23 protein-coding genes are annotated in these 22,296 nt (G+C 64.4%); 7 read left to right on the forward strand and 16 right to left on the reverse strand.

Annotated features, from left to right (window positions below; genetic code table 11):
• From leuS to ACQKPE_RS18695, 5 genes are all read left to right on the forward strand, one after another.
• Window positions 1-2,262 (forward strand): leucine--tRNA ligase (gene leuS, locus ACQKPE_RS18675; protein ID WP_427668108.1); only part of this gene is annotated, 2,262 nt, incomplete at its 5' end.
• A gap of 61 nt (window positions 2,263-2,323) precedes the next feature.
• Window positions 2,324-2,923, forward strand: coding sequence for an LPS assembly lipoprotein LptE (gene lptE, locus ACQKPE_RS18680; protein ID WP_427668109.1), 600 nt, complete (start codon window positions 2,324-2,326; stop codon window positions 2,921-2,923).
• Window positions 2,924-2,958: 35 nt separating this feature from the next.
• Window positions 2,959-3,996 (forward strand): DNA polymerase III subunit delta, encoded by a 1,038-nt coding sequence (gene holA / locus ACQKPE_RS18685; RefSeq protein ID WP_427668110.1) that lies wholly within the window; start codon window positions 2,959-2,961, stop codon window positions 3,994-3,996.
• A gap of 86 nt (window positions 3,997-4,082) precedes the next feature.
• Complete coding sequence (gene arfA, locus ACQKPE_RS18690) at window positions 4,083-4,247, forward strand: alternative ribosome rescue factor ArfA (RefSeq protein ID WP_427668111.1); 165 nt, start codon at window positions 4,083-4,085, stop codon at window positions 4,245-4,247.
• A 53-nt stretch (window positions 4,248-4,300) separates the two neighbouring features.
• On the forward strand, window positions 4,301-5,617 hold the full coding sequence (locus tag ACQKPE_RS18695) for a lytic murein transglycosylase (protein ID WP_427668112.1): 1,317 nt from the start codon (window positions 4,301-4,303) through the stop codon (window positions 5,615-5,617).
• Between the two features lie 123 nt (window positions 5,618-5,740).
• Here the strand turns inward: ACQKPE_RS18695 and ACQKPE_RS18700 are convergent, their stop codons facing one another.
• The 13 genes from ACQKPE_RS18700 to ACQKPE_RS18760 form a co-directional block, all read right to left on the reverse strand.
• Window positions 5,741-6,676, reverse strand: a complete 936-nt coding sequence (locus ACQKPE_RS18700; protein WP_427668113.1) for a S66 peptidase family protein — start codon at window positions 6,674-6,676, stop codon at window positions 5,741-5,743.
• 136 nt (window positions 6,677-6,812) lie between these two features.
• Complete coding sequence (lipA, locus tag ACQKPE_RS18705; protein ID WP_225935834.1) at window positions 6,813-7,829, reverse strand: lipoyl synthase; 1,017 nt, start codon at window positions 7,827-7,829, stop codon at window positions 6,813-6,815.
• Between the two features lie 2 nt (window positions 7,830-7,831).
• On the reverse strand, window positions 7,832-8,479 hold the full coding sequence (gene lipB / locus ACQKPE_RS18710) for a lipoyl(octanoyl) transferase LipB (protein WP_427668114.1): 648 nt from the start codon (window positions 8,477-8,479) through the stop codon (window positions 7,832-7,834).
• The gene (locus ACQKPE_RS18715) at window positions 8,479-8,754 is read right to left on the reverse strand and encodes a DUF493 domain-containing protein (RefSeq protein WP_213658440.1); all 276 of its coding nucleotides are present in this window, start codon (window positions 8,752-8,754) and stop codon (window positions 8,479-8,481) included. The genes lipB and ACQKPE_RS18715 overlap by 1 nt, the downstream gene beginning before the upstream one ends.
• A gap of 74 nt (window positions 8,755-8,828) precedes the next feature.
• Window positions 8,829-9,989 (reverse strand): D-alanyl-D-alanine carboxypeptidase family protein, encoded by a 1,161-nt coding sequence (locus tag ACQKPE_RS18720; protein ID WP_375099223.1) that lies wholly within the window; start codon window positions 9,987-9,989, stop codon window positions 8,829-8,831.
• A gap of 161 nt (window positions 9,990-10,150) precedes the next feature.
• Window positions 10,151-11,152 carry a septal ring lytic transglycosylase RlpA family protein gene (locus ACQKPE_RS18725; RefSeq protein ID WP_427668115.1) on the reverse strand — a complete coding sequence of 334 codons (1,002 nt, stop codon included), beginning with the start codon at window positions 11,150-11,152 and terminating at the stop codon, window positions 10,151-10,153.
• Window positions 11,152-12,162: a lytic murein transglycosylase B gene (gene mltB / locus ACQKPE_RS18730; protein ID WP_427668116.1), complete on the reverse strand. Its 1,011-nt coding sequence runs from the start codon at window positions 12,160-12,162 to the stop codon at window positions 11,152-11,154. The genes ACQKPE_RS18725 and mltB overlap by 1 nt, the downstream gene beginning before the upstream one ends.
• 17 nt (window positions 12,163-12,179) lie before the next feature.
• On the reverse strand, window positions 12,180-13,283 hold the full coding sequence (gene rodA / locus ACQKPE_RS18735) for a rod shape-determining protein RodA (protein WP_427668134.1): 1,104 nt from the start codon (window positions 13,281-13,283) through the stop codon (window positions 12,180-12,182).
• Between the two features lie 38 nt (window positions 13,284-13,321).
• The gene (gene mrdA, locus ACQKPE_RS18740; protein WP_427668117.1) at window positions 13,322-15,211 is read right to left on the reverse strand and encodes a penicillin-binding protein 2; all 1,890 of its coding nucleotides are present in this window, start codon (window positions 15,209-15,211) and stop codon (window positions 13,322-13,324) included.
• A gap of 16 nt (window positions 15,212-15,227) precedes the next feature.
• Window positions 15,228-15,695, reverse strand: coding sequence for a 23S rRNA (pseudouridine(1915)-N(3))-methyltransferase RlmH (gene rlmH / locus ACQKPE_RS18745; protein WP_427668118.1), 468 nt, complete (start codon window positions 15,693-15,695; stop codon window positions 15,228-15,230).
• Between the two features lie 9 nt (window positions 15,696-15,704).
• On the reverse strand, window positions 15,705-16,127 hold the full coding sequence (gene rsfS / locus ACQKPE_RS18750) for a ribosome silencing factor (RefSeq protein WP_375099218.1): 423 nt from the start codon (window positions 16,125-16,127) through the stop codon (window positions 15,705-15,707).
• 45 nt (window positions 16,128-16,172) lie between these two features.
• Complete coding sequence (nadD, locus tag ACQKPE_RS18755; protein ID WP_427668119.1) at window positions 16,173-16,865, reverse strand: nicotinate-nucleotide adenylyltransferase; 693 nt, start codon at window positions 16,863-16,865, stop codon at window positions 16,173-16,175.
• The gene (locus ACQKPE_RS18760; RefSeq protein WP_427668120.1) at window positions 16,834-18,105 is read right to left on the reverse strand and encodes a glutamate-5-semialdehyde dehydrogenase; all 1,272 of its coding nucleotides are present in this window, start codon (window positions 18,103-18,105) and stop codon (window positions 16,834-16,836) included. Before ACQKPE_RS18760 ends, nadD begins: the two co-directional genes overlap by 32 nt.
• A gap of 308 nt (window positions 18,106-18,413) precedes the next feature.
• Between ACQKPE_RS18760 and ACQKPE_RS18765 the strand changes: the two genes are divergently transcribed.
• Both ACQKPE_RS18765 and ACQKPE_RS18770 read left to right on the forward strand, forming a co-directional pair.
• Window positions 18,414-19,106 carry a DNA-3-methyladenine glycosylase gene (locus ACQKPE_RS18765; protein WP_427668121.1) on the forward strand — a complete coding sequence of 231 codons (693 nt, stop codon included), beginning with the start codon at window positions 18,414-18,416 and terminating at the stop codon, window positions 19,104-19,106.
• A gap of 3 nt (window positions 19,107-19,109) precedes the next feature.
• A complete protein-coding gene (locus ACQKPE_RS18770) occupies window positions 19,110-20,426 on the forward strand; it encodes a bifunctional DedA family/phosphatase PAP2 family protein (protein WP_427668122.1) in 1,317 nt (438 codons plus the stop codon).
• A 62-nt stretch (window positions 20,427-20,488) separates the two neighbouring features.
• On the opposite strand, the gene ACQKPE_RS18775 is transcribed toward ACQKPE_RS18770, so the two are convergent.
• From ACQKPE_RS18775 to ACQKPE_RS18785, 3 genes are read right to left on the reverse strand one after another with little or no spacing between them, the layout of a single operon-like run.
• A complete protein-coding gene (locus ACQKPE_RS18775; protein ID WP_427668123.1) occupies window positions 20,489-21,079 on the reverse strand; it encodes an LON peptidase substrate-binding domain-containing protein in 591 nt (196 codons plus the stop codon).
• Window positions 21,080-21,088: 9 nt separating this feature from the next.
• On the reverse strand, window positions 21,089-21,805 hold the full coding sequence (locus tag ACQKPE_RS18780; protein ID WP_427668124.1) for an LrgB family protein: 717 nt from the start codon (window positions 21,803-21,805) through the stop codon (window positions 21,089-21,091).
• A complete protein-coding gene (locus tag ACQKPE_RS18785) occupies window positions 21,802-22,164 on the reverse strand; it encodes a CidA/LrgA family protein (protein ID WP_427668125.1) in 363 nt (120 codons plus the stop codon). Before ACQKPE_RS18785 ends, ACQKPE_RS18780 begins: the two co-directional genes overlap by 4 nt.
• Window positions 22,165-22,296: the final 132 nt, after the last annotated feature.

The raw sequence follows: 22,296 nt of genomic DNA on the forward strand, positions 1-22,296 counted from the left end.
GGCCTGGCCTTCGACTGGTCGCGCGAAGTCACCACCTGCAAGCCGGACTACTACCGCTGGGAGCAGTGGCTGTTCACCCGCCTGTTCGAAAAAGGCGTGATCTACCGCAAGAACGGCACTGTCAACTGGGACCCGGCCGACCAGACCGTACTGGCCAACGAGCAGGTCATCGATGGCCGCGGCTGGCGTTCGGGCGCGTTGATCGAGAAGCGCGAAATCCCGATGTACTACTTCCGCATCACCGACTACGCCGACGAGCTGCTGGAAAGCCTCGACGAGCTGCCGGGCTGGCCTGAGCAGGTCAAGACCATGCAGCGCAACTGGATCGGCAAGTCGCGCGGCATGGAAGTGCAGTTCCCGTACGATGAAGCCAGCATCGGCCATGCCGGCGCGCTCAAGGTCTTCACCACCCGCCCCGACACCCTGATGGGCGCCACCTACGTGGCCGTCGCCGCCGAGCACCCGCTGGCCACCCAGGCAGCCCAGGGCAACCCGGCGCTGCAAGCGTTCATCGATGAATGCAAGAGCGGCAGCGTGGCCGAAGCCGACATGGCCACCCAGGAGAAGAAAGGCATGGCCACTTCCCTGAAGGTCGAGCACCCGCTGACCGGCGAGAAGCTGCCGGTATGGGTCGCCAACTACGTGCTGATGCACTACGGCGATGGCGCCGTAATGGCCGTACCGGCCCACGACGAGCGCGATTTCGAGTTCGCCCACAAGTACAACCTGCCGGTCAAGGCCGTGGTGCGCACCACCGCGGGCGACGACGTCGGCAGCGAATGGCAGGCCGCCTACGGCGAGCACGGCCAGTTGATCAACTCCGGCGAGTTCGACGGCCTGGACTTCCCAGGCGCCTTCGACGCAATCGAGGCTGCGCTGATTCGCAAGGAACTGGGCAAATCGCGTACCCAGTTCCGCCTGCGCGACTGGGGCATCAGCCGCCAGCGCTACTGGGGCTGCCCGATCCCGATCATCCACTGCCCATCGTGCGGCGACGTGCCGGTGCCGGAAAACCAACTGCCGGTCACCCTGCCAGAGAACGTAGTGCCGGATGGCGCCGGCTCGCCACTGGCGCGCATGCCCGAATTCTACGAATGCACCTGCCCGAAGTGCGGCACCGCGGCCAAGCGCGAAACCGACACCATGGACACCTTCGTCGAGTCGTCCTGGTACTTCGCCCGCTACGCCTCGCCGAACTACGAAGGTGGCCTGGTCGATCCGAAGGCCGCCAACCACTGGCTGCCGGTCGACCAGTACATCGGCGGCATCGAACACGCCATCCTGCACCTGCTGTACGCGCGCTTCTTCCACAAGCTGATGCGCGATGAAGGCCTGGTCACCTCCAACGAGCCGTTCAAGAACCTGCTGACCCAGGGCATGGTGGTCGCCGAGACCTACTACCGCGTGGCCAGCAACGGCGGCAAGGACTGGTTCAACCCAGCCGACGTCGAGATCGAGCGCGATGCCAAGGCCAAGATCATCGGCGCACGCCTGAAGACCGACGGCCTGCCGGTGGAAATCGGCGGCACCGAGAAGATGTCGAAATCGAAGAACAACGGTGTCGACCCGCAGGCCATGATCGACGCCTATGGCGCCGACACCTGCCGCCTGTTCATGATGTTCGCCTCGCCGCCTGACATGAGCCTGGAATGGTCCGACTCCGGCGTCGAAGGCGCCAGCCGCTTCCTGCGCCGCGTCTGGCGCCTGGCCCATGCCCATGTCAGCCAGGGCCTGCCAGGCCAGCTGGACATCGCCGCGCTGAACGACGAGCAGAAGGTCATCCGCCGCGCCATCCACGCCGCCATCAAGCAGGCCAGCACCGACGTGGGCCAGTACCACAAGTTCAACACCGCCATCGCCCAGGTGATGACCGTGATGAACGTGCTGGAAAAAGCCCCGCAGGTCAGCGAACAGGATCGCGCCCTGCTTCAGGAAGGCCTGGAGGCCGTGGTTCTGCTGCTGTCGCCAATCACCCCGCACCTGAGCCACGAACTGTGGAAACAACTGGGCCACGACCAGGCTGTCATCGACGCCACCTGGCCAACCGTGGACGAGAGCGCCCTGGTGCAGGACACCCTCACCCTGGTAGTACAGGTCAACGGCAAGCTGCGTGGTCAGGTAGAAATGCCCGCCGCCGCCAGCCGCGAGGAAATCGAAGCGGCCGCCCGCAACAACGAGAATGTCCTGCGTTTCCTCGATGGCCTGACCATCCGCAAGGTCATCGTCGTACCGGGCAAGCTGGTCAACATCGTCGCCAACTGATGGCAGCGCCCGCCCGCGCACTGCGCGGGCGGGCGTAATCGGCCCACAAGGGAGCAACAACATGATCAAACGCAATCTGCTGGTTATAGGCCTGGCCGTCTTGCTCAGCGCCTGTGGTTTCCAGCTGCGCGGCACCACCGAACTGGCCATCAAGGAGCTGGACGTCAGCGCACGCAACGCCTACGGCGAGACCGTCACGCAACTGCGCCGCGCACTCGAGACCAGCGGCGTCAACGTCCACGCGGGCGCGCCCTACAAGCTGATCCTGACCGACGAGCAGGATCAAACCCGAGCTGCCACCTACTCCGGCGGCAGCCGCTCGGCCGAGTACGAACTGACCGTGGTGACAAAGTACGCCATTGTCGGCCTGAACGATGCGCTGCTGCTGGAAGACAAGGTGGAAGTGCGCCGTATCTACATCCACGACGGCAACAACATCACCGGTTCCGGCCAGGAAGCCACGCAAGTTCGCGAAGAGATGCGTCGCGACCAGGTCCAGCGCCTGCTGGTTCGCCTGCAACAGCTGACCCCGGCACGCCTCGACCAGCTGCAGCAGCAGGCTGACGAACGTGCCCGTGCCGAAGCCGAAGCCCTGCGCGAGGCCCAACGCATCCAGGACGCCACGCCGCAGCAGTCGCCGCTGGAAATCCCGGCCAACTGAGCCGGAACGGGGCACCTCGGTGCCCCGACCTTCACATGAAGCTTTCCCCCGCCCAACTCAACAAGCACCTGCAAGGCAGCCTGGCCCCCGTATACGTGGTCAGCGGCGACGACCCGCTGCTGTGCCAGGAAGCCGCCGACGCCATTCGCAACGCCGCGCGCCAGCAAGGCTTCGACGAACGCCAGGTGTTCAGCGCCGACGCCAACTTCGACTGGGGCAACCTGCTGCTGGCCGGTGCGAGCCTGTCGCTGTTCGCCCAGAAGCGCCTGCTGGAGCTGCGCCTGCCCTCCGGCAAGCCGGGTGACAAAGGCGCTGCAGCGCTGATCGAGTATTGCTCGCGCCCCGCCGAAGACACCCTGCTGTTGATCAGCCTGCCCAAGCTCGATGGCAGCGCGCAGAAGACCAAGTGGGGCAAGGCGCTGGTGGAAGGTGCACACTGCCAGTTCATCCAGATCTGGCCGGTGGACGCCCAGCAACTGCCGCAATGGATCAACCAGCGCCTGGTGCAGGCCGGGCTGTCGGCCCAACGCGATGCAGTGGACCTGATTGCTGCGCGGGTAGAGGGCAACCTGCTGGCGGCCGCCCAGGAAATCGAAAAGCTCAAGCTACTGGCCGAGGGCAACCAGATCACCGTGGAAACCGTGCAGGCCGCCGTGGCCGACAGTGCACGCTTCGACGTATTCGGCCTGGTCGATGCCATTCTCAATGGCGAAGCCGGCCATGCCCTGCGCATGCTCGAGGGCTTGCGCGGTGAAGGCGTGGAACCCCCGGTGATTCTCTGGGCCCTGGCGCGGGAGCTGCGTCAGCTTGCGGGCCTTGCGCAACAGTTCAGCCAGGGCGTGCCCTTGGACAAAGCCTTCAGCCAGGCACGCCCGCCCGTGTGGGACAAACGCCGCCCCCTGGTCAGCAAAGCCTTGCAGCGCCTTTCGGCGCAGCGCTGGGCGCAGCTGCTGCAGGATGCCCAGCGTATCGATGCACAGATCAAGGGCCAGGCCGAAGGCTCGCCATGGACCAGCCTGGCGCGGCTTTCGCTGCTGATGGCCGGACAGCGGATCGCGTTGCCGCCGGAGTAACTGCGCTCATAAACACAATCAATTGGTCCCACCCTGCCTGTGGCCTTAAAGTGCGCCCCGATCATCACCCAACCGGGAGCTTCGCCATGAGCAAGAAACCGAAGAAACACGGCCCGAACAAGGCCAAGTCGATCATCGCCCAACCCCTGTTCCGTAGCCGCCAGGAGCGGGCAGGCAAAGGCAAGGGCAGCTACCGCCGCGAAGCCTTCCACTCGAGAGAGTGGGAGGCTTCTTCCTTTCTGGCGGCATGAAAAGACGCAGTCATGGTATGGTCTGCACTTGAACTGCAAACCTGGATCTGTGCATGCCCCTCCGTCTTTCCCAACGCTGGCAACCCCGCCAGCTGATCGCGGCCTCAAGCTTGATTCTGCTCGTCGCCTGCGCGGAAAAACCCACCGCCGCCGATGCCCTGCCGCTCGCTCCCGCCCAGCCCAACCCCGTGGTCAACCTGCCGGGCGCCACGCCAAGCACCAGTAACGAAATCCAGCCACTGCAAACCTTCGCCCAATGGCAAGCAGGCTTTCGCCAGCAAGCCTTGCAGGCCGGTATCAGTGCCAGCCTGTTCGATCGCGCGTTCCTCGGTGTCACCCCGGACATGGACGTGATCAAGGCTGACCGCAGCCAGCCGGAATTCACCCGTCCAGTATGGGAATACCTCGATGGCGCGCTGTCGCCGGTGCGCGTGCGCAATGGCAAGAAACTGCTGGAGCAGAACGCCGAACTGTTGACCCGTATCGAGCAACGCTATGGCGTGGACCGCCAGACCCTGGTGTCGGTCTGGGGCATGGAGAGCAACTTCGGCACCTTCCAGGGCAACAAGTCGGTGATCCGCTCCCTGGCCACCTTGGCCTATGAGGGCCGTCGCCCGACCTTCGCCCAGGACCAGCTGATCGCCGCCCTGCAAATCCTGCAGAACGGCGATATCCAGCCCGAGGCCATGCGCGGCTCGTGGGCCGGGGCTATGGGACAGACCCAGTTCATCCCCACCACCTACAACACCCACGCGGTCGACTTCGATGGCGATGGCCGCCGCGACATCTGGAACAGCAGCGCCGACGCCCTGGCCTCGACGGCCCACTACCTGCAAGCCTCTGGCTGGAAACACGGCCAACCCTGGGGCTTTGAGGTTCAGGTGCCGGCGGGCTTCGACTACTGGCTGGCCGACGGCGCACAGCGCAAGCCAGTCAGCGAGTGGCTGCTGCTGGGCGTGAAGCTGCCTGCTGGCACCCAGTTGCCGGTCGGCAGCAGCCAGCTCTCCGCCGCCCTGCTGTTGCCCGCAGGCGCCCGCGGCCCGGCGTTCCTGGTACTGGATAACTTCCGCGCGATCCTCAAGTACAACAACTCGTCCTCCTACGCATTGGCCGTCGGCCTGCTGGGCGACCGTTTCAGCGGCTGGGGCTTCATCGCTGGCAGCTGGCCGAAGGATGACCTGCCGCTGAGCCGCAGCGAACGCATGGAGCTGCAGAACCTGCTCAATGCCAGCGGGCATGAGGCAGGCAATGCCGACGGCATCATCGGCGCCAACACCCGCAAGGCCATCCGCAATGCGCAGCAGGCGCAGGGCTGGCCGGCCGATGGGTACCCGACGCACAGGTTGCTCGATAGCCTGCGTCAGCGCTGAGTTTCGCGGCGCATCGCCACCTGTAGGAGCGGGCTTGCCCGCGAAGAAGGCACTGCGGTCCATGGCACGGGCTGCGCCCGTGTTCGCGGGCAAGCCCGCTCCTACAGGCCGTACCACCAAGGTCTAGCTGAACAGCGCCTGCTCCAGCAGCAATGCCTTACCATCACTATCGAGCCGCACGTTGGCGCCCAAGGGTAGGCACAGATTCGGGTCGCAGTGCCCGCTACGCCAGCCTGCCAGCACCGGCACACCCAGTGGCTCGAAGATATCCCGCAGCAACGGCGTCAGCGCCGCCACGCTAACCCCAGCGAAATCCCCCACTAGCACACCGCGTACGCCCGCCAGCTTGCCTGCCAGGCGCAACTGGGTCAGCAGCCGGTCGATCCGGTACAGCGGCTCGTTGACGTCCTCGATGAACAGGATGCTGCCCTGCATATCGACTTCGGCCAGCGTGCCCAGCGTTGCGCCCAGCATCGACAGGTTACCGCCGACCAACCGACCGCTGGCAGCGCCGGGTATCACGGCCGTCAGCGGGTAGGCTGCGGGGTGTACAAGCGCGTCCCCTGCCCCTATCTGGCCACACAGCTGATCGAGCAGTGAGCGGGTGGTCGGCTCCTGTTTGTTTCCCAGCAGGTCGGCATTGAGCATCGCACCATGGAAGGTGACGAACCCCGCATAGCGGTTGATCGCGCTGTGCAAGGCGGTGATATCGCTGTATCCGATCAACGGCTTGGGGTGGCGTCCAATCAGGTCGAAATCCAGACGGTCGAGCAGGCGCATGCTGCCGTAGCCGCCACGCATGCACAGGATGGCGTCTACGGCAGGGTCGCTGAAGGCATCGTGCAGGTCTTGCAGACGCTGGGCATCCGAGCCAGCCAGGTAACCCTGCGCCTGGCCGACACCGGGGTAAATGCGGCATCGGTAACCCCGACTGGCAAACCACTGCACAGCCTTTTCGGCATCCAGCCGGGCAGGCCCTGCGGGGGCGACGATAGCGAAGCAGGCGTTGTCTGGCAGAGCCTTGGGCAACACCCGTGCAGGCGATTCAATACAGTTCATGAAACAACTCCTTGTCAGGTCGAATGCGCGTCAACTATGCACAAGCACTACGACCCTCCCCACTGGGACATATGCCAGGCAAAAAAATGCCGATGCCGCCACCAGGCGCGCATCGGCATTTTTCACTCAGCCCCGATCAGAGCTTGATCTTGGCTTCGTGCGCCTGCTGGTCGGCGTGGTAGGACGAACGCACCAACGGCCCGGAGGCCACGTTCTTGAAGCCCATCTTGTAGCCTTCCTCAGCGAACCAGGCGAAGGTGTCCGGGTGGACGAAGCGCTGTACTGGCAGGTGGCTGCGCGAAGGTTGCAGGTACTGGCCGAGGGTCAGCATGTCGATGTCGTGCTCGCGCATGCGGTGCATCACCTCGATGACTTCCTCGTCGGTCTCGCCCAGGCCGAGCATCAGGCCCGACTTGGTCGGCACATGCGGAACCATTTGCTTGAATTTCTGCAGAAGGTCCAGCGACCAATCGTAGTCCGAGCCTGGACGCGCGGCCTTGTACAGGCGCGGTACGGTTTCCAGGTTGTGGTTGAACACGTCCGGCGGGGTCTGCGCGGTGATTTCCAGCGCCACGTCCATACGGCCGCGGTAGTCTGGCACCAGGGTTTCCAGCTGCACGCCCGGCGACAGCGCGCGGATCTCGCGGATGCAGTCGGCGAAGTGCTGGGCACCGCCGTCACGCAGGTCGTCGCGGTCAACCGAAGTGATCACCACGTACTTCAGGCGCAGGTCGGCGATGGCGACGGCCAGGTTCTTCGGCTCGTCCAGGTCCAGTGGCTTCGGCCGGCCGTGGCCGACGTCGCAGAACGGGCAGCGACGGGTGCAGATGTCGCCCATGATCATGAACGTGGCGGTGCCGCCGGAGAAGCACTCGCCCAGGTTCGGGCAAGAAGCCTCTTCGCACACGCTGTGCAGCTTGTGCTTGCGCAACAGCTGCTTGATGCGGTCGACCTCCGGGGAAACCGGGATACGCACGCGGATCCAGTCGGGCTTCTTCGGCAGTTCTTCGGTGGGAATGATCTTCACCGGGATGCGCGCCACCTTCTCGGCGCCACGCAGTTTAACCCCAGCTTCCACCTTCTTCGGCGCGGGGCGCGGGGTGACATCCTGGGTAGGGATCAGGTTCGGCACGGCTTCTTGCACAGTTGTCATATTCAGTCGATTCCGCCCGTGAGGGTCGTCTGCTCTGCATAGTCGAGGTGCCTGACCAGCTGTCCACGCAGCCTCGTCCTGACCTCGTCGAGTTCGATCGGCCCTGCCAGGTCGCGCAGCTGGGTCATCGCCAGCCCGGCGTACCCGCAGGGGTTGATTCGGCGGAATGGCGCAAGGTCCATGTCCACGTTCAAGGCAAGGCCGTGGAAAGAACGACCATTGCGAATTCGCAAACCCAGGGAGGCGATCTTCGCCCCGTCGACATACACGCCCGGTGCATCGGGCTTGGCCACGGCCTGGACACCGTAGCTGGACAGCAGCTCGACCAACGTCTGCTCGATGCGGCTGACCAGTTCGCGCACGCCGATACCCAGGCGCCGCACATCCAACAGCAGGTAGGCCACCAACTGCCCGGGGCCATGGTAGGTCACCTGGCCACCGCGGTCGGTCTGCACCACCGGGATATCGCCCGGCACCAGCAGGTGCTCGGCCTTGCCGGCCTGGCCCTGGGTGAACACCGCTGGGTGCTCGACCAACCACACTTCATCAAGGCTTTGCGGCCCGCGCTGCTCGGTGAACCGACGCATGGCCTCCAGCACCGGTTCATAGGGCTGCAGGCCAAGATCGCGAAAACCGAGGCATGCCTGCATCACAGCACCATTTTGACGATGCCAGTGGCTCGCAGGGCACTGTTGATGTCGTGCAGCTGGTTCTCGCTCTCGGCAACGATGTGCAACTGTACGGTGGTGTACTTGCCTTCCTTGCTTTGACGCTCGGCCAGGGTGCTCAGGTCGACCTTGGCATGCTTGCTGAGGATTTCGATCACGGTATCGCGGAAACCGACCACGGTATCGCCGATGACCTTGATGGGGTAATCCTCGCAGGGGAATTCGATTTTATGCGACTTGACGTCGGGTTCGCTCATGGCGCAAACGCCCTCGTAAGGCGTGGCAACAACAATGCCCCCGCGGCGTTACGCGGGGGCATGCAGGTCACGTATCAGTTGAACAAGCCATAGAAGAATAGACGAATGCTATCCCACATACGGCGCAGGAAACCGCCTTCCTCGACGCCGTCGAGGGCGATCAGGTCGGCGCTGTGAACCACTTTCTCGTCCAGTTTGACTTCCACTTTACCGATCACGTCACCTTTGGCGATGGGCGCGGTCAGTTGCGGGTTCATGGTCATCGAAGCCTGCAGGCGCTTCAACTGGCCTTTAGGCATGGTCATGGTCAGGTCGTTGGCCAGGCCAGCCTTGACCTGGTTGGTGGCGCCCTTCCAGACCGGTGCCTGGCTCAGCTCGGTGCCCTTCTGGTAGAAGGTCTGGGTTTCGAAGAAGCGGAAACCGTAGGTCAGCAGCTTCTGGGTCTCGGCCGCGCGGGACTGCTCGCTGTTGGTGCCGAACACCACGGCGATCAGGCGCTGGCCGTCACGTACCGCCGAAGCCACCATGCAGTAGCCGGCTTCCTCGGTGTGGCCGGTCTTCAGGCCATCGACGGTCTTGTCGCGCCACAGCAGCAGGTTGCGGTTAGGCTGCTTGATGTTGTTCCAATAGAACTCTTTCTGCGAGTAGATCGCGTAGTGCGCCGGGTCTTCGTTGATGATCGCGCGCGCCAGCAGGGCCATGTCGTGGGCCGAGGAGTAGTGCTCCGGGTGCGGCAGGCCGGTGGGGTTCATGAAGTGGCTGTTGGACATGCCAAGATCGGCGGAGGTCTTGTTCATCATGTCGGCGAAGGCGTCTTCGCTGCCGGCGATGTGCTCGGCCAGGGCCACGGAGGCATCGTTGCCGGACTGGATGATGATGCCGTGCAGCAGGTCGCTGACGGTGACCTGGCTGCCGACCTTGATGAACATGCGCGAACCGCCGGTACGCCAGGCGTTCTCGCTGACGGTGACCGGGTCGTTCTCGCCGATCTGGCCACGACGGATGTCCAGGGTGGCGATGTAGGCGGTCATCAGCTTGGTCAGGCTGGCGGGCGGCAGGCGCTCGTCACCGTTGTTCTCGACCAGCACGTTGCCGCTGGACGCATCCATGAGTACATAGGACTTGGCAGCCAGCTGCGGAGGTGCCGGCATCATCTGCTCGGCCGCGAACGACGCGGGCGCGATCAGCAGCAGGACAGGCAGGCAAAGTCGTTTGGCAAGGTTGGTGATGTTCATCCGTCTCTCGTAAATCGCTAAGTGTCTGATGTTCCGCGGGCGGGCCGCGGCGTTTCAGTCTGCTTCCGGGCTGGCGTACAGCCCTTGCCTCAAGGGGCAAAACCGCCATTGTACATGGCAGCGCCCGGCAATTCATGACAAAACCGACCGCTAGAGTCGGCTCAGTCAGTGACCAGCTTGGCCTGCCCCAGGTTTGCCAGGCGAATGCTGTCCTGGGCCTGCTGGATTTCGCCCTGGCTGTTGATCGGCCCCAGGCGTACGCGGTGCAGGGTTTGCTGGTTACGCACGACGGAGCTGATGAACACCGGCGCGCTGACCATGGTGCTGAGCTTCGAGCGCAGCAGCTCGGCGGCATCCGGGTTGGCGAACGCGCCCACCTGCAGGAAGCTGCCGCCGCTGTTACTCGGTACGTTGTTGCCACCGACCTGCACCGGAACCACAGGCGCTGCGTGCTGCTGCGCCGGCGGCGTCCACTGCTCGATGCGCCCGGTATTGGCCGGCACCGGCTGGGCCTGGGCCACTTGCGGCTCCTTGAGCACCAGCGGCGGCTTCTGGCCACGTTCGGCCCACCATTGCTCCGGGTCGATACCCTCGACGCGCACATGGGCGGTGCCGCTCTCGGCATAGCCGAGCTTCTTCGCCGCGGCGTACGACAGGTCGATGATGCGGTCGGAGTAGAACGGGCCACGGTCGTTCACCCGCAGGATCACGCTACGCCCGTTGGCCAGGTTGGTGACGCGCACGTAGGCCGGCAGCGGCAGGGTCTTGTGCGCCGCGCTCATGCCATAAAGGTCATAGAGCTCGCCGTTGGCGGTGTTCTGGCCGTGGAACTTGGTGCCATACCAGGAGGCCGTGCCCTCGGCGCGGTAGTTGCGAAACTCCTGGATCGGGTAGTAGGTCTTGCCCAGCACCGTATAGGGGTTGGCCTTGTAGTTGCCGGTGTGCACGGTCGGGGTGGCGTCGGGGATCTTGTTGACATCCACATCCCACCACGGCGCGCCATCCTTGTGGGCCCGGTTGATGTCCAGGCCCGGCTGGGCGCGCACGGTATTGCCACTGCTGCTCTGCGGCGTCGGGCGGCTGGACGAGCAACTGGCCAGGGTCAGGCTGACCGCGAGGCAAGTCAGCAGCTTGAAGGTGTTGGTGGTAAAGAGTTCACGCATTACTTGACGCCCCGTGCCTGGACCAGCTGTTCAGAAAGCTGATGCACCGCCATGGCGTACATCACGCTGCGGTTGTAACGCGTGATCGCGTAGAAGTTCTTCAGGCCCATCCAGTATTCCGGGCCGTTCTCGCCTTCGAGCCGGAAAGCCGTGACCGGCAGATCATCGCGCAGCGCATCATGACTCGACCACCCCAGGGCCCGCAACTGCGCGACCGTCTTCACAGGTTCAATGCCGGTGGTCAGCCCTTCGTCGACACGCGCACCGCTCACGCTGGCGCGGCTGACCACAGGCTCGCCGCCCACCCAGCCATGGCGTTTGAAGTAGCTGGCGACACTGCCGATGGCGTCGTCGGGGTTGTTCCAGATATTGATGTGGCCGTCGCCGTCGAAGTCGACGGCGTAATGGCGGAAACTGCTGGGCATGAACTGCGGCAGGCCCATGGCGCCCGCGTAGGAGCCCTTGAGGGTCAGCGGGTCGAGCTGTTCATCGCGTGCCAGCAAGAGGAACTCGCGCAGTTCCTTGCGGAAGAATTCAGCGCGCGGCGGGTAGTCGAAGCCCAGGGTCGACAGCGCATCGATCACCCGGTAGTTGCCGGTGTTGCGGCCGAAGAAGGTCTCCACGCCGATGATCGAGACGATCACCTGGGCCGGCACGCCATATTCCTGCTCGGCGCGGGCCAGCACGGCCTCGTGCTGGCGCCAGAAGTCGACGCCGCGGGCAATGCGCGCATCGGTGAGGAACATCGGGCGGTAGTCCTTCCACGGCTTGACCCGCTCGGCTGGCCGCGAAATGGCGTCGAGAATCGCCTGCTTGCGCTGCACCTCGCGGAACACGCCCATCAGCTGCTCCTCGGCGAAGCCGTAGTCGCGGGTCATTTCGCCGACGAACTCGGCCACTTGGGGCGATGCGTCATAGTCACCGGCATTGGCCTGCTGGGCCGCACCGAGCAGGCCCATCGCGCCGATCCACGGCACGCATCGGGCAGCCCAGCTTCGCACTGCTTGCATTGAACTCTTCACCTTTTTCAAACCTGCGCGATCCACTTGCGGTGCGTGTGGATCGACATCAGAACGCCAAACGATGACAGCAGCGTCACCAACGAAGTTCCGCCATAGCTGATGAAGGGCAGCGGCACGCCCACCACGGGCAACAGGCCGCTGACCATACCGATATTGACGAATACATAAACAAAGAAGGTCATGGTCAGGCCACCCGCCAGCAATTTGCCGAACAGGGTCTGGGCCTGCGCGGTGATGACCAGGCCACGGCCGATCAGCAGCAGGTAGACGATCAGCAGCAGGCAGATGCCCACCAGGCCAAACTCCTCGCCGAGCACGGCGATGATGAAGTCGGTGTGGCTTTCAGGCAGGAAGTCCAGGTGCGATTGGGTGCCCAGCAACCAACCCTTGCCGAACACCCCGCCCGAGCCGATCGCCGCCTTCGACTGGATGATGTTCCAGCCGGTACCCAGCGGGTCGCTTTCCGGGTCGAGGAAGGTCAGCACGCGCTGCTTCTGGTAGTCGTGCATGACGAAGTACCACATCCCCACGGCAATCGGCACCACGGCGCAGATTGCACTCAGGATCCAGCGCCAGCGCAGCCCGCCCATGAACAGCACGAAGGCCCCCGAAGCGAGGATCAGCAGCGCGGTGCCGAGGTCGGGCTGGCGGACGATGAGCGCGAACGGCACGCCGATCAGCATCAGGCTGATGGCCACGTGCTTGAGGTCGGGCGGCAGGGTGCGCTTGGCCAGGTACCAGGCGATGGTCGCCGGCATGATGATCTTCATGAACTCCGAGGGCTGGAAGCGAATCACCCCGGGGATGTTGATCCAGCGCGTGGCGCCCATGGCGTTGTGGCCCATGACATCCACCACCACCAGCAGCAGCACACCGGCCACGTAGCCCAGTGGGATCCAGCGCGCCATGAAGCGCGGCTCGAACTGGGCGATGACCAGCATCGACACCAGGCCGATGCCGAACGAGGTTGCCTGCTTGAGCAGCAGGTCCCAGTTCTTGCCACTGGCCGAATACAGCACGAACAGGCTACCGGCGGCCAGGGTGAGCAAAATGAGCAACAGCGGGCCATCGACATGGATGCGCTGCAGGAAGCTGGCGCGCCTGCGCATCACATCCTCGCTGGAGAGCATGCGGTCGAAATTGTTCTTCACGGGGCCGTTTCCTCGGCGACGGTGGCTGGGCCGAACTCGGGCTTGAGGTGGCCGCTTTCGTCGAGCAGCCAGGCATCCATGACCTGGCGCACCACCGGCGCGGCGACGCCGGAGCCGGACTCACCGTTCTCGACCATCACCGACACCACGATCTTCGGATCGTTGGCGGGGGCGAAGGCGACGAACAAGGCGTGGTCGCGGTGGCGTTCCTGGAGTTTGTTGCGGTCGTACTTCTCGCCCTGCTTGATCGCTACCACCTGGGCGGTGCCGCTCTTGCCGGCGATGCGGTACTGGACACCGTTGGTCGCCTTGCGCGCGGTGCCGCGGGCGTTGTGCATCACCTGCTCCATGCCGTGGGTGACCTTGGCCCAGTCGTTCTTGTCACGCAGGACGATGTCTTCCATGGGGTTGTCGTCCACCGGCGGCTTGCCCTCGATGGTCTTGGCCAGGTGCGGGCGGTTCCACTTGCCTTTGTTGGCGATCAGCGCGGTGGCCTGGGCCAGTTGCAGCGGCGTGGCCTGCATGTAGCCCTGGCCGATGCCGAGGATCAGCGTTTCGCCTGGGAACCAGGCCTGGCGACGCGTGGCACGCTTCCATTCACGGGATGGCATCAGGCCTGCCGATTCTTCGAACATGTCCAGCGAGACCTTCTGGCCGATGCCGAACTTGTTCATGTAGTTGGAAAGGCGATCGATGCCCATTTTGTGCGCAAGATCGTAGAAGTACGTGTCATTGGACCGCATGATCGCCACGTCGAGGTCGACCCAGCCATCGCCGGTGCGGTTCCTGTTGCGGTACTTGTGGTCGTTGTTGGGCAATTGGTAGTAGCCCGGGTCGAATACCCGGGTGCTGGCGTTGATCACGCCTGCGTCCAGGCCGGCAACGGCCACCGCCGGCTTGATGGTCGAGCCGGGCGGGTAGAGGCCACGCAATACGCGGTTGAACAAGGGCCGGTCGATCGAGTCGCGCAGCTCGGCATAGGCCTTGAAGCCAATACCGGTGACGAACAGGTTGGGGTCGAAACTCGGCTGGCTGACCATCGCCAGCACCTCGCCAGTGCGCGGGTCGAGCGCCACGATAGCGCCACGACGCCCCGCCAGTGCAGCCTCGGCGGCCTCTTGCAGCTTGATGTCCAGGCTCAGCACGATGTCCTTGCCGGGGATCGGGTCGGTGCGCTTGAGTACCCGCAGCACACGGCCCCGGGCGTTGGTCTCGACTTCCTCGTAACCCACCTGGCCGTGCAGTTCATCTTCGTAGAAACGCTCGATACCGGTCTTGCCGATATGGTGGGTACCGCTGTAGTTCACAGGGTCCAGGGTCTTGAGCTCTTTCTCGTTGATGCGCCCCACATAGCCGACCGAATGGGCGAAGTGCGGCCCTTGCGGATAGTGCCGCACCAGTTGCGCCGCCACTTCCACGCCCGGTAGACGGAACTGGTTGACGGCGATACGGGCGATCTGCTCTTCGGTCAGCTCGAACAGGATCGGCACCGGCTCGAATGGCCGACGCCCTTGCTTCATGCGCTTTTCGAACAAGGCACGGTCATCGGGCGTCAGTTCGAGCACCTCGATGATGGTGTCGAGCACGTCATGCCATTTCCCGGCGCGTTCGCGGGTCATGGTCAAGCTGAAGCTGGGCCGGTTGTCGGCGATGATCACCCCGTTGCGGTCGAACAGCAGCCCGCGGGTCGGTGGAATCGGCTGCACGTGCACCCGATTGTTCTCCGACAGCGTGGAGTGGTAGTCGTACTGGATGATCTGCAGGTAATACAGCCGCGCAATGAGCACGCACACCAGCAGCATGATCGCCACCGCGCCGACCACGACGCGGTTGCGCACCAGGCGGGCGTCTTTCTCGTGGTCCTTGAGGCGGATCTGCTGCGGCATCGGACGGCTTACAGGCTCATTTGTGGTAAGGATGCCCGGACAACACGGTCCAGGCGCGGTAGATCTGTTCGCCGAGCAGTATCCGCACCAGCGGGTGCGGCAAGGTCAGCGGCGACAGCGACCAACGCTGCTCGCTGCGCGCGCACACTTCCGGCGCCAGCCCTTCCGGGCCGCCGACCATCAGGTTGACCGTACGCGCATCCAGGCGCCAGCGATCCAGCTCAACCGCCAGTTGCTCGGTACTCCAGGGCTTGCCATGGACTTCCAGGGTCACGATCCGTTCCCCAGGCTGTACCTTGGCCAGCATGGCCTCGCCTTCCTGGCGAATCAGGCGGGCGACATCGGCGTTCTTGCCCCGGGTATTGAGCGGGATCTCCACCAGCTCCAGCGCAAGCTCCGAGGGCAGGCGCTTGGCGTATTCATGCCAGCCTTCCTCGACCCACTTGGGCATGCGCGAACCGACCGCGATCAGGCGCAGGCGCATGACCCGTCCTTATTCCCGGTCCTTGAGCTTGTCGAAATAGTCGTGGCTGGCGTTTTCCGGGCTGTGGTGCTTGCCGTCGTTGGCACGGCTCTGCTCGGCGCCCAGCCACAGGCGTTCCAGGTCGTAGAACTGACGCGCAGCGGCGGTCATCATGTGCACGATGACGTCGTTGAGGTCGAGCAGTACCCAGTCGCTGTCGCCCTTGCCTTCTTCGCCCAGGGGCTGTGCACCCTTGGCCTTGACCGCTTCGCGGACCTTTTCCAGCATGGCGTTGATCTGGCGGTTGGAGGTACCGGTCGCGATGATCATGTAGTCGGTCAGGCTGTGCTTGTCACGTACGTCGATGACCTGGATATCCTGGGCCTTGACGTCTTCCAGCGCGGCCTTGGTCAGCTCGACCAGTTCTTCGCCATTGATTTTCTGCTTGGTCATATAAAACTCGTTCAACTCGTTTGAATGAGGCGCCCCGTGGCGCCCTCAGTTCGACGCACGGTACAGGCCGTGCGCCTCGATGTAGGCCAGTACTGCGTCCGGCACCAGGAACCGCACCGACTTGCCGCTGGCCAGCAGCTGTCGGATCTGTGTAGCAGACACCGCAAGCGGGGTCTGCCAGACGAACGAAATGTTCCCCGCCGGGCCGGACATGGCGGTGGGATCGCTCTGTGAGCGCGCAGCCAGCAGGTTGCGCAGCTCGTCAGGGGGTTCAACGTCGGCATCCGGGCGCTGCAGCACCAGGATATGACAGTGTTGCAACAGCTCTTCCCAGCGATGCCAGCCGGGCAGGCCGCAGAACGCGTCCCAACCCAGCACCAGGAACAGCTGGTCGTCAGTACCCAGTTCGGCACGGATCGACTCCAGCGTGTCGATGGTATACGACGGTTTGTCGCGCGCCAGCTCACGGGCATCTACGCTCAGCGGCGCAACACCCGCCACCGCGCCACGTACCATGGCCAAACGCTGCGGCGCGGCCACCTGGGGCGCTTCGCGGTGCGGCGGCCGGGCGTTGGGCAGCAGACGCAGGTCGTCCAGCCCCATGAACTCGGCGACTTCCAGCGCGCTGCGCAGGTGGCCGATGTGCACGGGGTCGAAGGTACCGCCTAGGATGCCGACGCGCCGGACTGCCTGGGCCTTGCTCAACTCAGCAGGACTCCTGGCCGCGCAACTGGCCATCGCCGATGACCACGTACTTCTCGCAGGTCAAGCCTTCCAGGCCGACCGGGCCGCGGGCGTGCAGCTTGTCGGTGGAAATGCCGATCTCTGCACCCAGGCCATACTCGAAGCCATCGGCGAAGCAGGTCGGGGTGTTGAGCATGACCGACGCCGAGTCGACTTCCGCCATGAAGCGCCGGGCCTGGCCCTGGTGCTCGGTGACGATCGCGTCGGTGTGGTGCGAGCCGTAGTGGTTGATGTGCTCGATGGCCTGGTCCAGGCCATCGACGATGCGAATCGACAGGATCGCGTCGAGGTACTCGGTGTGCCAGTCGTCTTCAGTGGCTGCCTTGGCCTCGATGATCGCCTGGGTACGTTCGCAACCGCGCAGCTCTACGCCCTTCTCCTGGAAGCGGCGGGCCATCGGCGGCAGGAACGCCTGGGCCACGCTGGCATCGACCAACAGCGTCTCCATGGCGCCACAAATACCGTAGCGGTAGGTCTTGGCGTTGAAGGCGATGCGCGTGGCCTTTTCCAGCTCGGCATGCTCGGCGACATAGACGTGGCAAATGCCATCGAGGTGCTTGATCACCGGCACCCGGGCGTCACGGCTGATGCGCTCGATCAGGCCACGGCCGCCACGCGGAACGATGACATCGACGAACTCGGGCATGCTGATCAGCGCGCCCACGGCCTCGCGGTCGGTGGTCTCGACCACTTGCACCACGGCAGCCGGCAAGCCGGCCTCGGCCAGGCCACGCTGGATGCAGGTGGCGATGGCGCGGTTGGAATGAATGGCTTCGGAGCCGCCACGCAGGATGGTGGCATTACCCGACTTCAGGCACAGGCTGGCAGCGTCGATGGTCACGTTCGGGCGCGACTCGTAGATGATGCCAATGACACCCAGCGGTACACGCATCTTGCCGACCTGGATGCCCGACGGGCGGTAGCTCATGTCACGAATGGCGCCGACCGGGTCTGGCAAGCTGGCCACTTGGCGCAGGCCGGTGATCATGCCGTCGATGCGCGCCGGGGTGAGGGCCAGGCGGTCGAGCAGCGCAGGTTCCAGGCCATTGGCCCGGCCAGCGGCCAGGTCACGTTCGTTGGCAGCGGTAAGCTCCGCACGTGCGGCATCCAGCGCGTCGGCAGCGGCCTGCAAGGCGCGGTTCTTCTGCGCAGTGCTGGCACGACCGATGACGCGCGAGGCCTCACGGGCGGCGCGACCCAGGCGGGTCATGTAGTCAAGAACGGACTCAGTCATGGGCTCGGTGTCTTAGCAAAGGGGAAATCGGCTGATTATAACTGCCGCGCTGGTATACGCCCAGCGGCGGGTGGCGGATGGTAGAGATTGGCTGTGGGCTGTATGCAGGAAAGATGTAACTGGGCTTATCGGAAACTTCCTAGATCAATGCCATCCCAATCGCAGGATAAGCCCGCGCCCCAGGCACCGCGCCGTGTCCGCAGCGGTCGCCAAGCCAGTGAAATGGCCCGCCATGGCTTACCACAGTTCAGTCTCGATTAAGCAATTAATTGCTATGATCGCCGCCCTCATTGCCACGAAACGCCTGCATGCACGCCCCAGCCCCCTGCCCGGCCCGCGCCCTGCCCGACAGCTTCTTCGACCGCGATGCCCAAGCCCTCGCACGCGACCTGCTGGGCAAGGTCATTCGCCATCGCCATGGCAACCTGTGGCTGGCCGCGCGCATCATCGAAACCGAGGCCTATTACCTCAGCGAAAAAGGCAGCCATGCCTCGCTGGGCTATACCGAAAAGCGCAAGGCCCTGTTCCTCGACGGCGGGCACATCTACATGTACTACGCACGCGGCGGCGACTCCCTGAACTTCAGCGCACAAGGCCCCGGCAATGCCGTGCTGATCAAGTCTGCCTACCCGTGGGTGGACGCGCTGTCCGACGGCAACAGCCTGGCACAGATGCAACTGAACAACCCCGATGCCAGCGGCCAGCTGCGCCCGGCCGAACGCCTGTGCGCCGGCCAGACCCTGCTGTGCCGGGCCCTGGGCTTGAAGGTGCCGCACTGGGACGCCAAGCGTTTCGACCCCGAACGCCTGTATGTCGAAGACTGCGCCATCGCCGTACCCAGGGTCATCCAGTGCCCCCGCCTGGGCATTCCCCATGGCCGCGACGAGCACCTGCCGTACCGCTTCGTCGACGCCGAATTCGCCCGCTTCTGTACCCGGAACCCGCTGCGTCGGGGCCAGGTCGAAGGGCGAGATTTCTTCATACTTGAACAAGGAAGCTGAACGATGAGCCAATGGCTCGACAGCCTGACCGGCTGGCTCGGCGCCAACCCCCAGTGGCTTGGCCTGGCAATTTTCCTGGTGGCCTGCATCGAATGCCTGGCTATTGCTGGCGTGATCGTGCCGGGTACCGTGCTGCTGTTCGCCGTCGGCGTGCTGGCCGGTAGCGGTGCCTTCACCCTGGGTGAAACGCTGCTGCTGGGCTTCATGGGCGGCATGCTGGGTGACGCGCTTTCCTACGGTATTGGCAAGTATTTCCACCAGAACATCCGTCGCCTGCCGCTGCTGCGCGACCACCCGGAGTGGGTCGGCAGTGCCGAGACCTACTTCCACCGCTATGGCATCGCCAGCCTGTTGGTAGGCCGCTTCATCGGCCCGCTGCGGCCCATGCTGCCGATGGTCGCGGGCATGCTCGACATGCCGCTGCCGCGCTTCATCGCTGTCAGCCTGGTGGCCGGTGCCGGCTGGTCGGTGGCCTACCTGCTGCCGGGCTGGGCCACCGGCGCGGCCATGCGCCTGCCGCTGCCCGAAGGGTTCTGGCTGGATGCAGGGATCATCGCCGGCACCTTGGCAGTGCTGGTCGGCCTGAGCCTGAGCAGCAGCCTGCGTGACCAACGCCACGGCACCCGGCTGATCGCAGCGCTGAGCCTGGTGGCCTTGGTGGCGCTGTTCCTCGGCTGGCCTTATTTGCACGAGTTCGACCAGGGGGTGATGACCCTGGTGCAGGAACACCGCAGCCAGGCAGTCGACAGCGTGATGGTGGTGGTCACCCGCCTGGGCGACTTCAATACCCAGCTGTTCCTCGGCGGCCTGCTTACCGGCCTGCTATTGCTGGCCCGGCAGTGGCGCCACGCCCTGTTCGCCGGTGGCGCCCTGATAGGCACGGCACTCGCCAATGGCACATTGAAGTGGCTGTTCGCGCGCGCTCGACCGGAGGTGCTGAGCGACCCACTGACCACCTACAGCATGCCCAGCGGACACAGCTCGGCGTCGTTCGCCTTCTTCCTGGTGCTGGCCGTACTGGCTGGGCGCAGCCAGCCGCCGCGCATGCGCCTGACCTGGGTGGTGCTGGGGGTCTTGCCAGCGCTGTCGATCGCGCTGTCGCGGGTGTACCTGGGGGTGCACTGGCCGACCGATATCCTCGCGGGGGCCCTGCTGGCCTGCTGCGTGTGCGCCATCAGCCTGACGGCGGCGCAGCATCGTCTGACGCTAAGCGCTTTGCCACAGCGGGTGTGGTGGCTGGTGCTGCCAGCGTGCATCGCGATGCTGGCGTTCTTTGCGCTGTATGCGCTGCCAGACGCGGTGTTGCGCTACCAATATTGAGGTTGACGCTACCGGCCTCTTCGCGGGTTTACCCGCGAAGAGGCATGAAACAACAAACTTCTTCAGGCGAACAACTCGCCCTGAATCCGCTCCAGCAACGCCTGGATCGCCTCCAGCCGCAACTGCGGCGAGTCGATCGCCAGCAGGTCGAGCTTGTCTTCCTCCATGAACGGCAGCAGGTAGGCCAACTGGTTGGCCAACGACTGCCGCCCATCCACGTCGCGGGGCATGTCCAGGGCCTCGACCATCGGGTGCTCACCCAGCGCCATCAACAGCGCCAATAGGTCATCGTCGTCCTCGGCCAACGGGCTGTCCGGCAGGTCCGGCAGCCAGTGCACCTCTCCCAGCAGAAGCTGGTCCTTGCGCACCTCGGTGCTCGCCACTCGAAAGCGCCGCACCCCTTCCACACGAATGCCCAACAGGCCGTTGTCCTGCTGCACGAAATCGCGGATCAACGCCTCGCAGCCCAACGTGGCCACGCTCTGCGGCGCCTTGCCCACCTGCTCGCCGTCAACGATGCACACAACACCGAAACCCTCGCCCTGCTTCATGCAGCGACCAATCATGTCCAGGTAGCGCGCCTCGAAGATCTGCAAGTCGAGCAGGCAGCCGGGGAACAACACGGTATTGAGTGGAAACAGCGGTAGCGTCATCTCGAATCCTCAAGCCACCAGGCTGACCGCCAACGGCAGGAACACCGCCGTGGCCACTCCCATCAGGCTCATCGCCAGCGCGGCGAAGGCGCCGCATTCATCACTTTCCTGCAAAGCCACCGAAGTGCCCACCGCATGCGCCGTCAAGCCTAGCGACATGCCGCGCGCCTCGGGGCTGAGCACCTTGCACAGGGTCAGCAGCCCAGGGCCGAAGATGGCACCGATCACCCCCGTGATCAGCACGAACACCGCCGCCAGGGCCGCCACACCGCCGATCTGCTCGGCTACTAGCATGGCGATGGGCGAGGTCACCGACTTCGGCGCCATGGTCATCAGGATCATGTGTTCGGCACCGAACCACCAGCCCAATGCCAGGCACGCCACGGTAGCGAACAGGCCTCCGATAACCAGCGTAGTAAAGATGGGCCAGAACAGTTGCCGGATGCGCCGAAGGTTGAGGTACAGCGGCACCGCCAGGGCAACGGTGGCGGGGCCCAGGAGGATGTTGAGAATTTCCGTGCTGCGCCGGTACTCGCTGTAGTCGATGCCGCACAGTACCAGCACGCCGATCACCACCAGCATTGATACCAGCACCGGTTGCAGGAAGATCCAGCGGCTGCGCTCGTAGGCGGCCAGCACCAGCTGGTAGGCCCCCAGGGTGACGCCGATGCCGAACAGCGGGTGGTGGATGACCGCATCCAGCGCACCCTGCCAGTCGAGGGTCATGGCTGTTCCTCACGATTACCCTGGCGGTGGATCAGCTTCTGCATCAACACCCCGACAAACACCAGTGTGACCAGGCAGGAAACCACCAGTGCACCGACGATGGCCCAGAAGTCCGTCGCGATATCGCTGGCATACACCATCACCCCGACGGCCGGCGGCACCAGCAACAACGGCAGGTAGCGCAGCAGGCTGCTGGCGGCCTCGTTCAGCGGTTTGCCGACTTCGCCGCGCACCATCAGGAAGGCGAGCAACAGCAGCAGGCCGATGATCGGCCCCGGCAGGATGGGCAGCAACAGATGATTGATCGCCGTTCCCAGCAGTTGGAATAGCACCAGCCAGGTCAAACCACGCAACAGCATAAGCACCTCCTCACGGCATCGGCGCCATTATAAGCACTCGCCCCGCGCCTATAGGCCGATATTCGCCGAAAAGCGAACAACTTGACCGCAACGGCAGGGCGTGCTGATCTTGCACATTCGTACCAAATGACA

This window comes from Pseudomonas sp. NPDC089554 (assembly GCF_050280645.1).
GTDB lineage: Bacteria > Pseudomonadota > Gammaproteobacteria > Pseudomonadales > Pseudomonadaceae > Aquipseudomonas.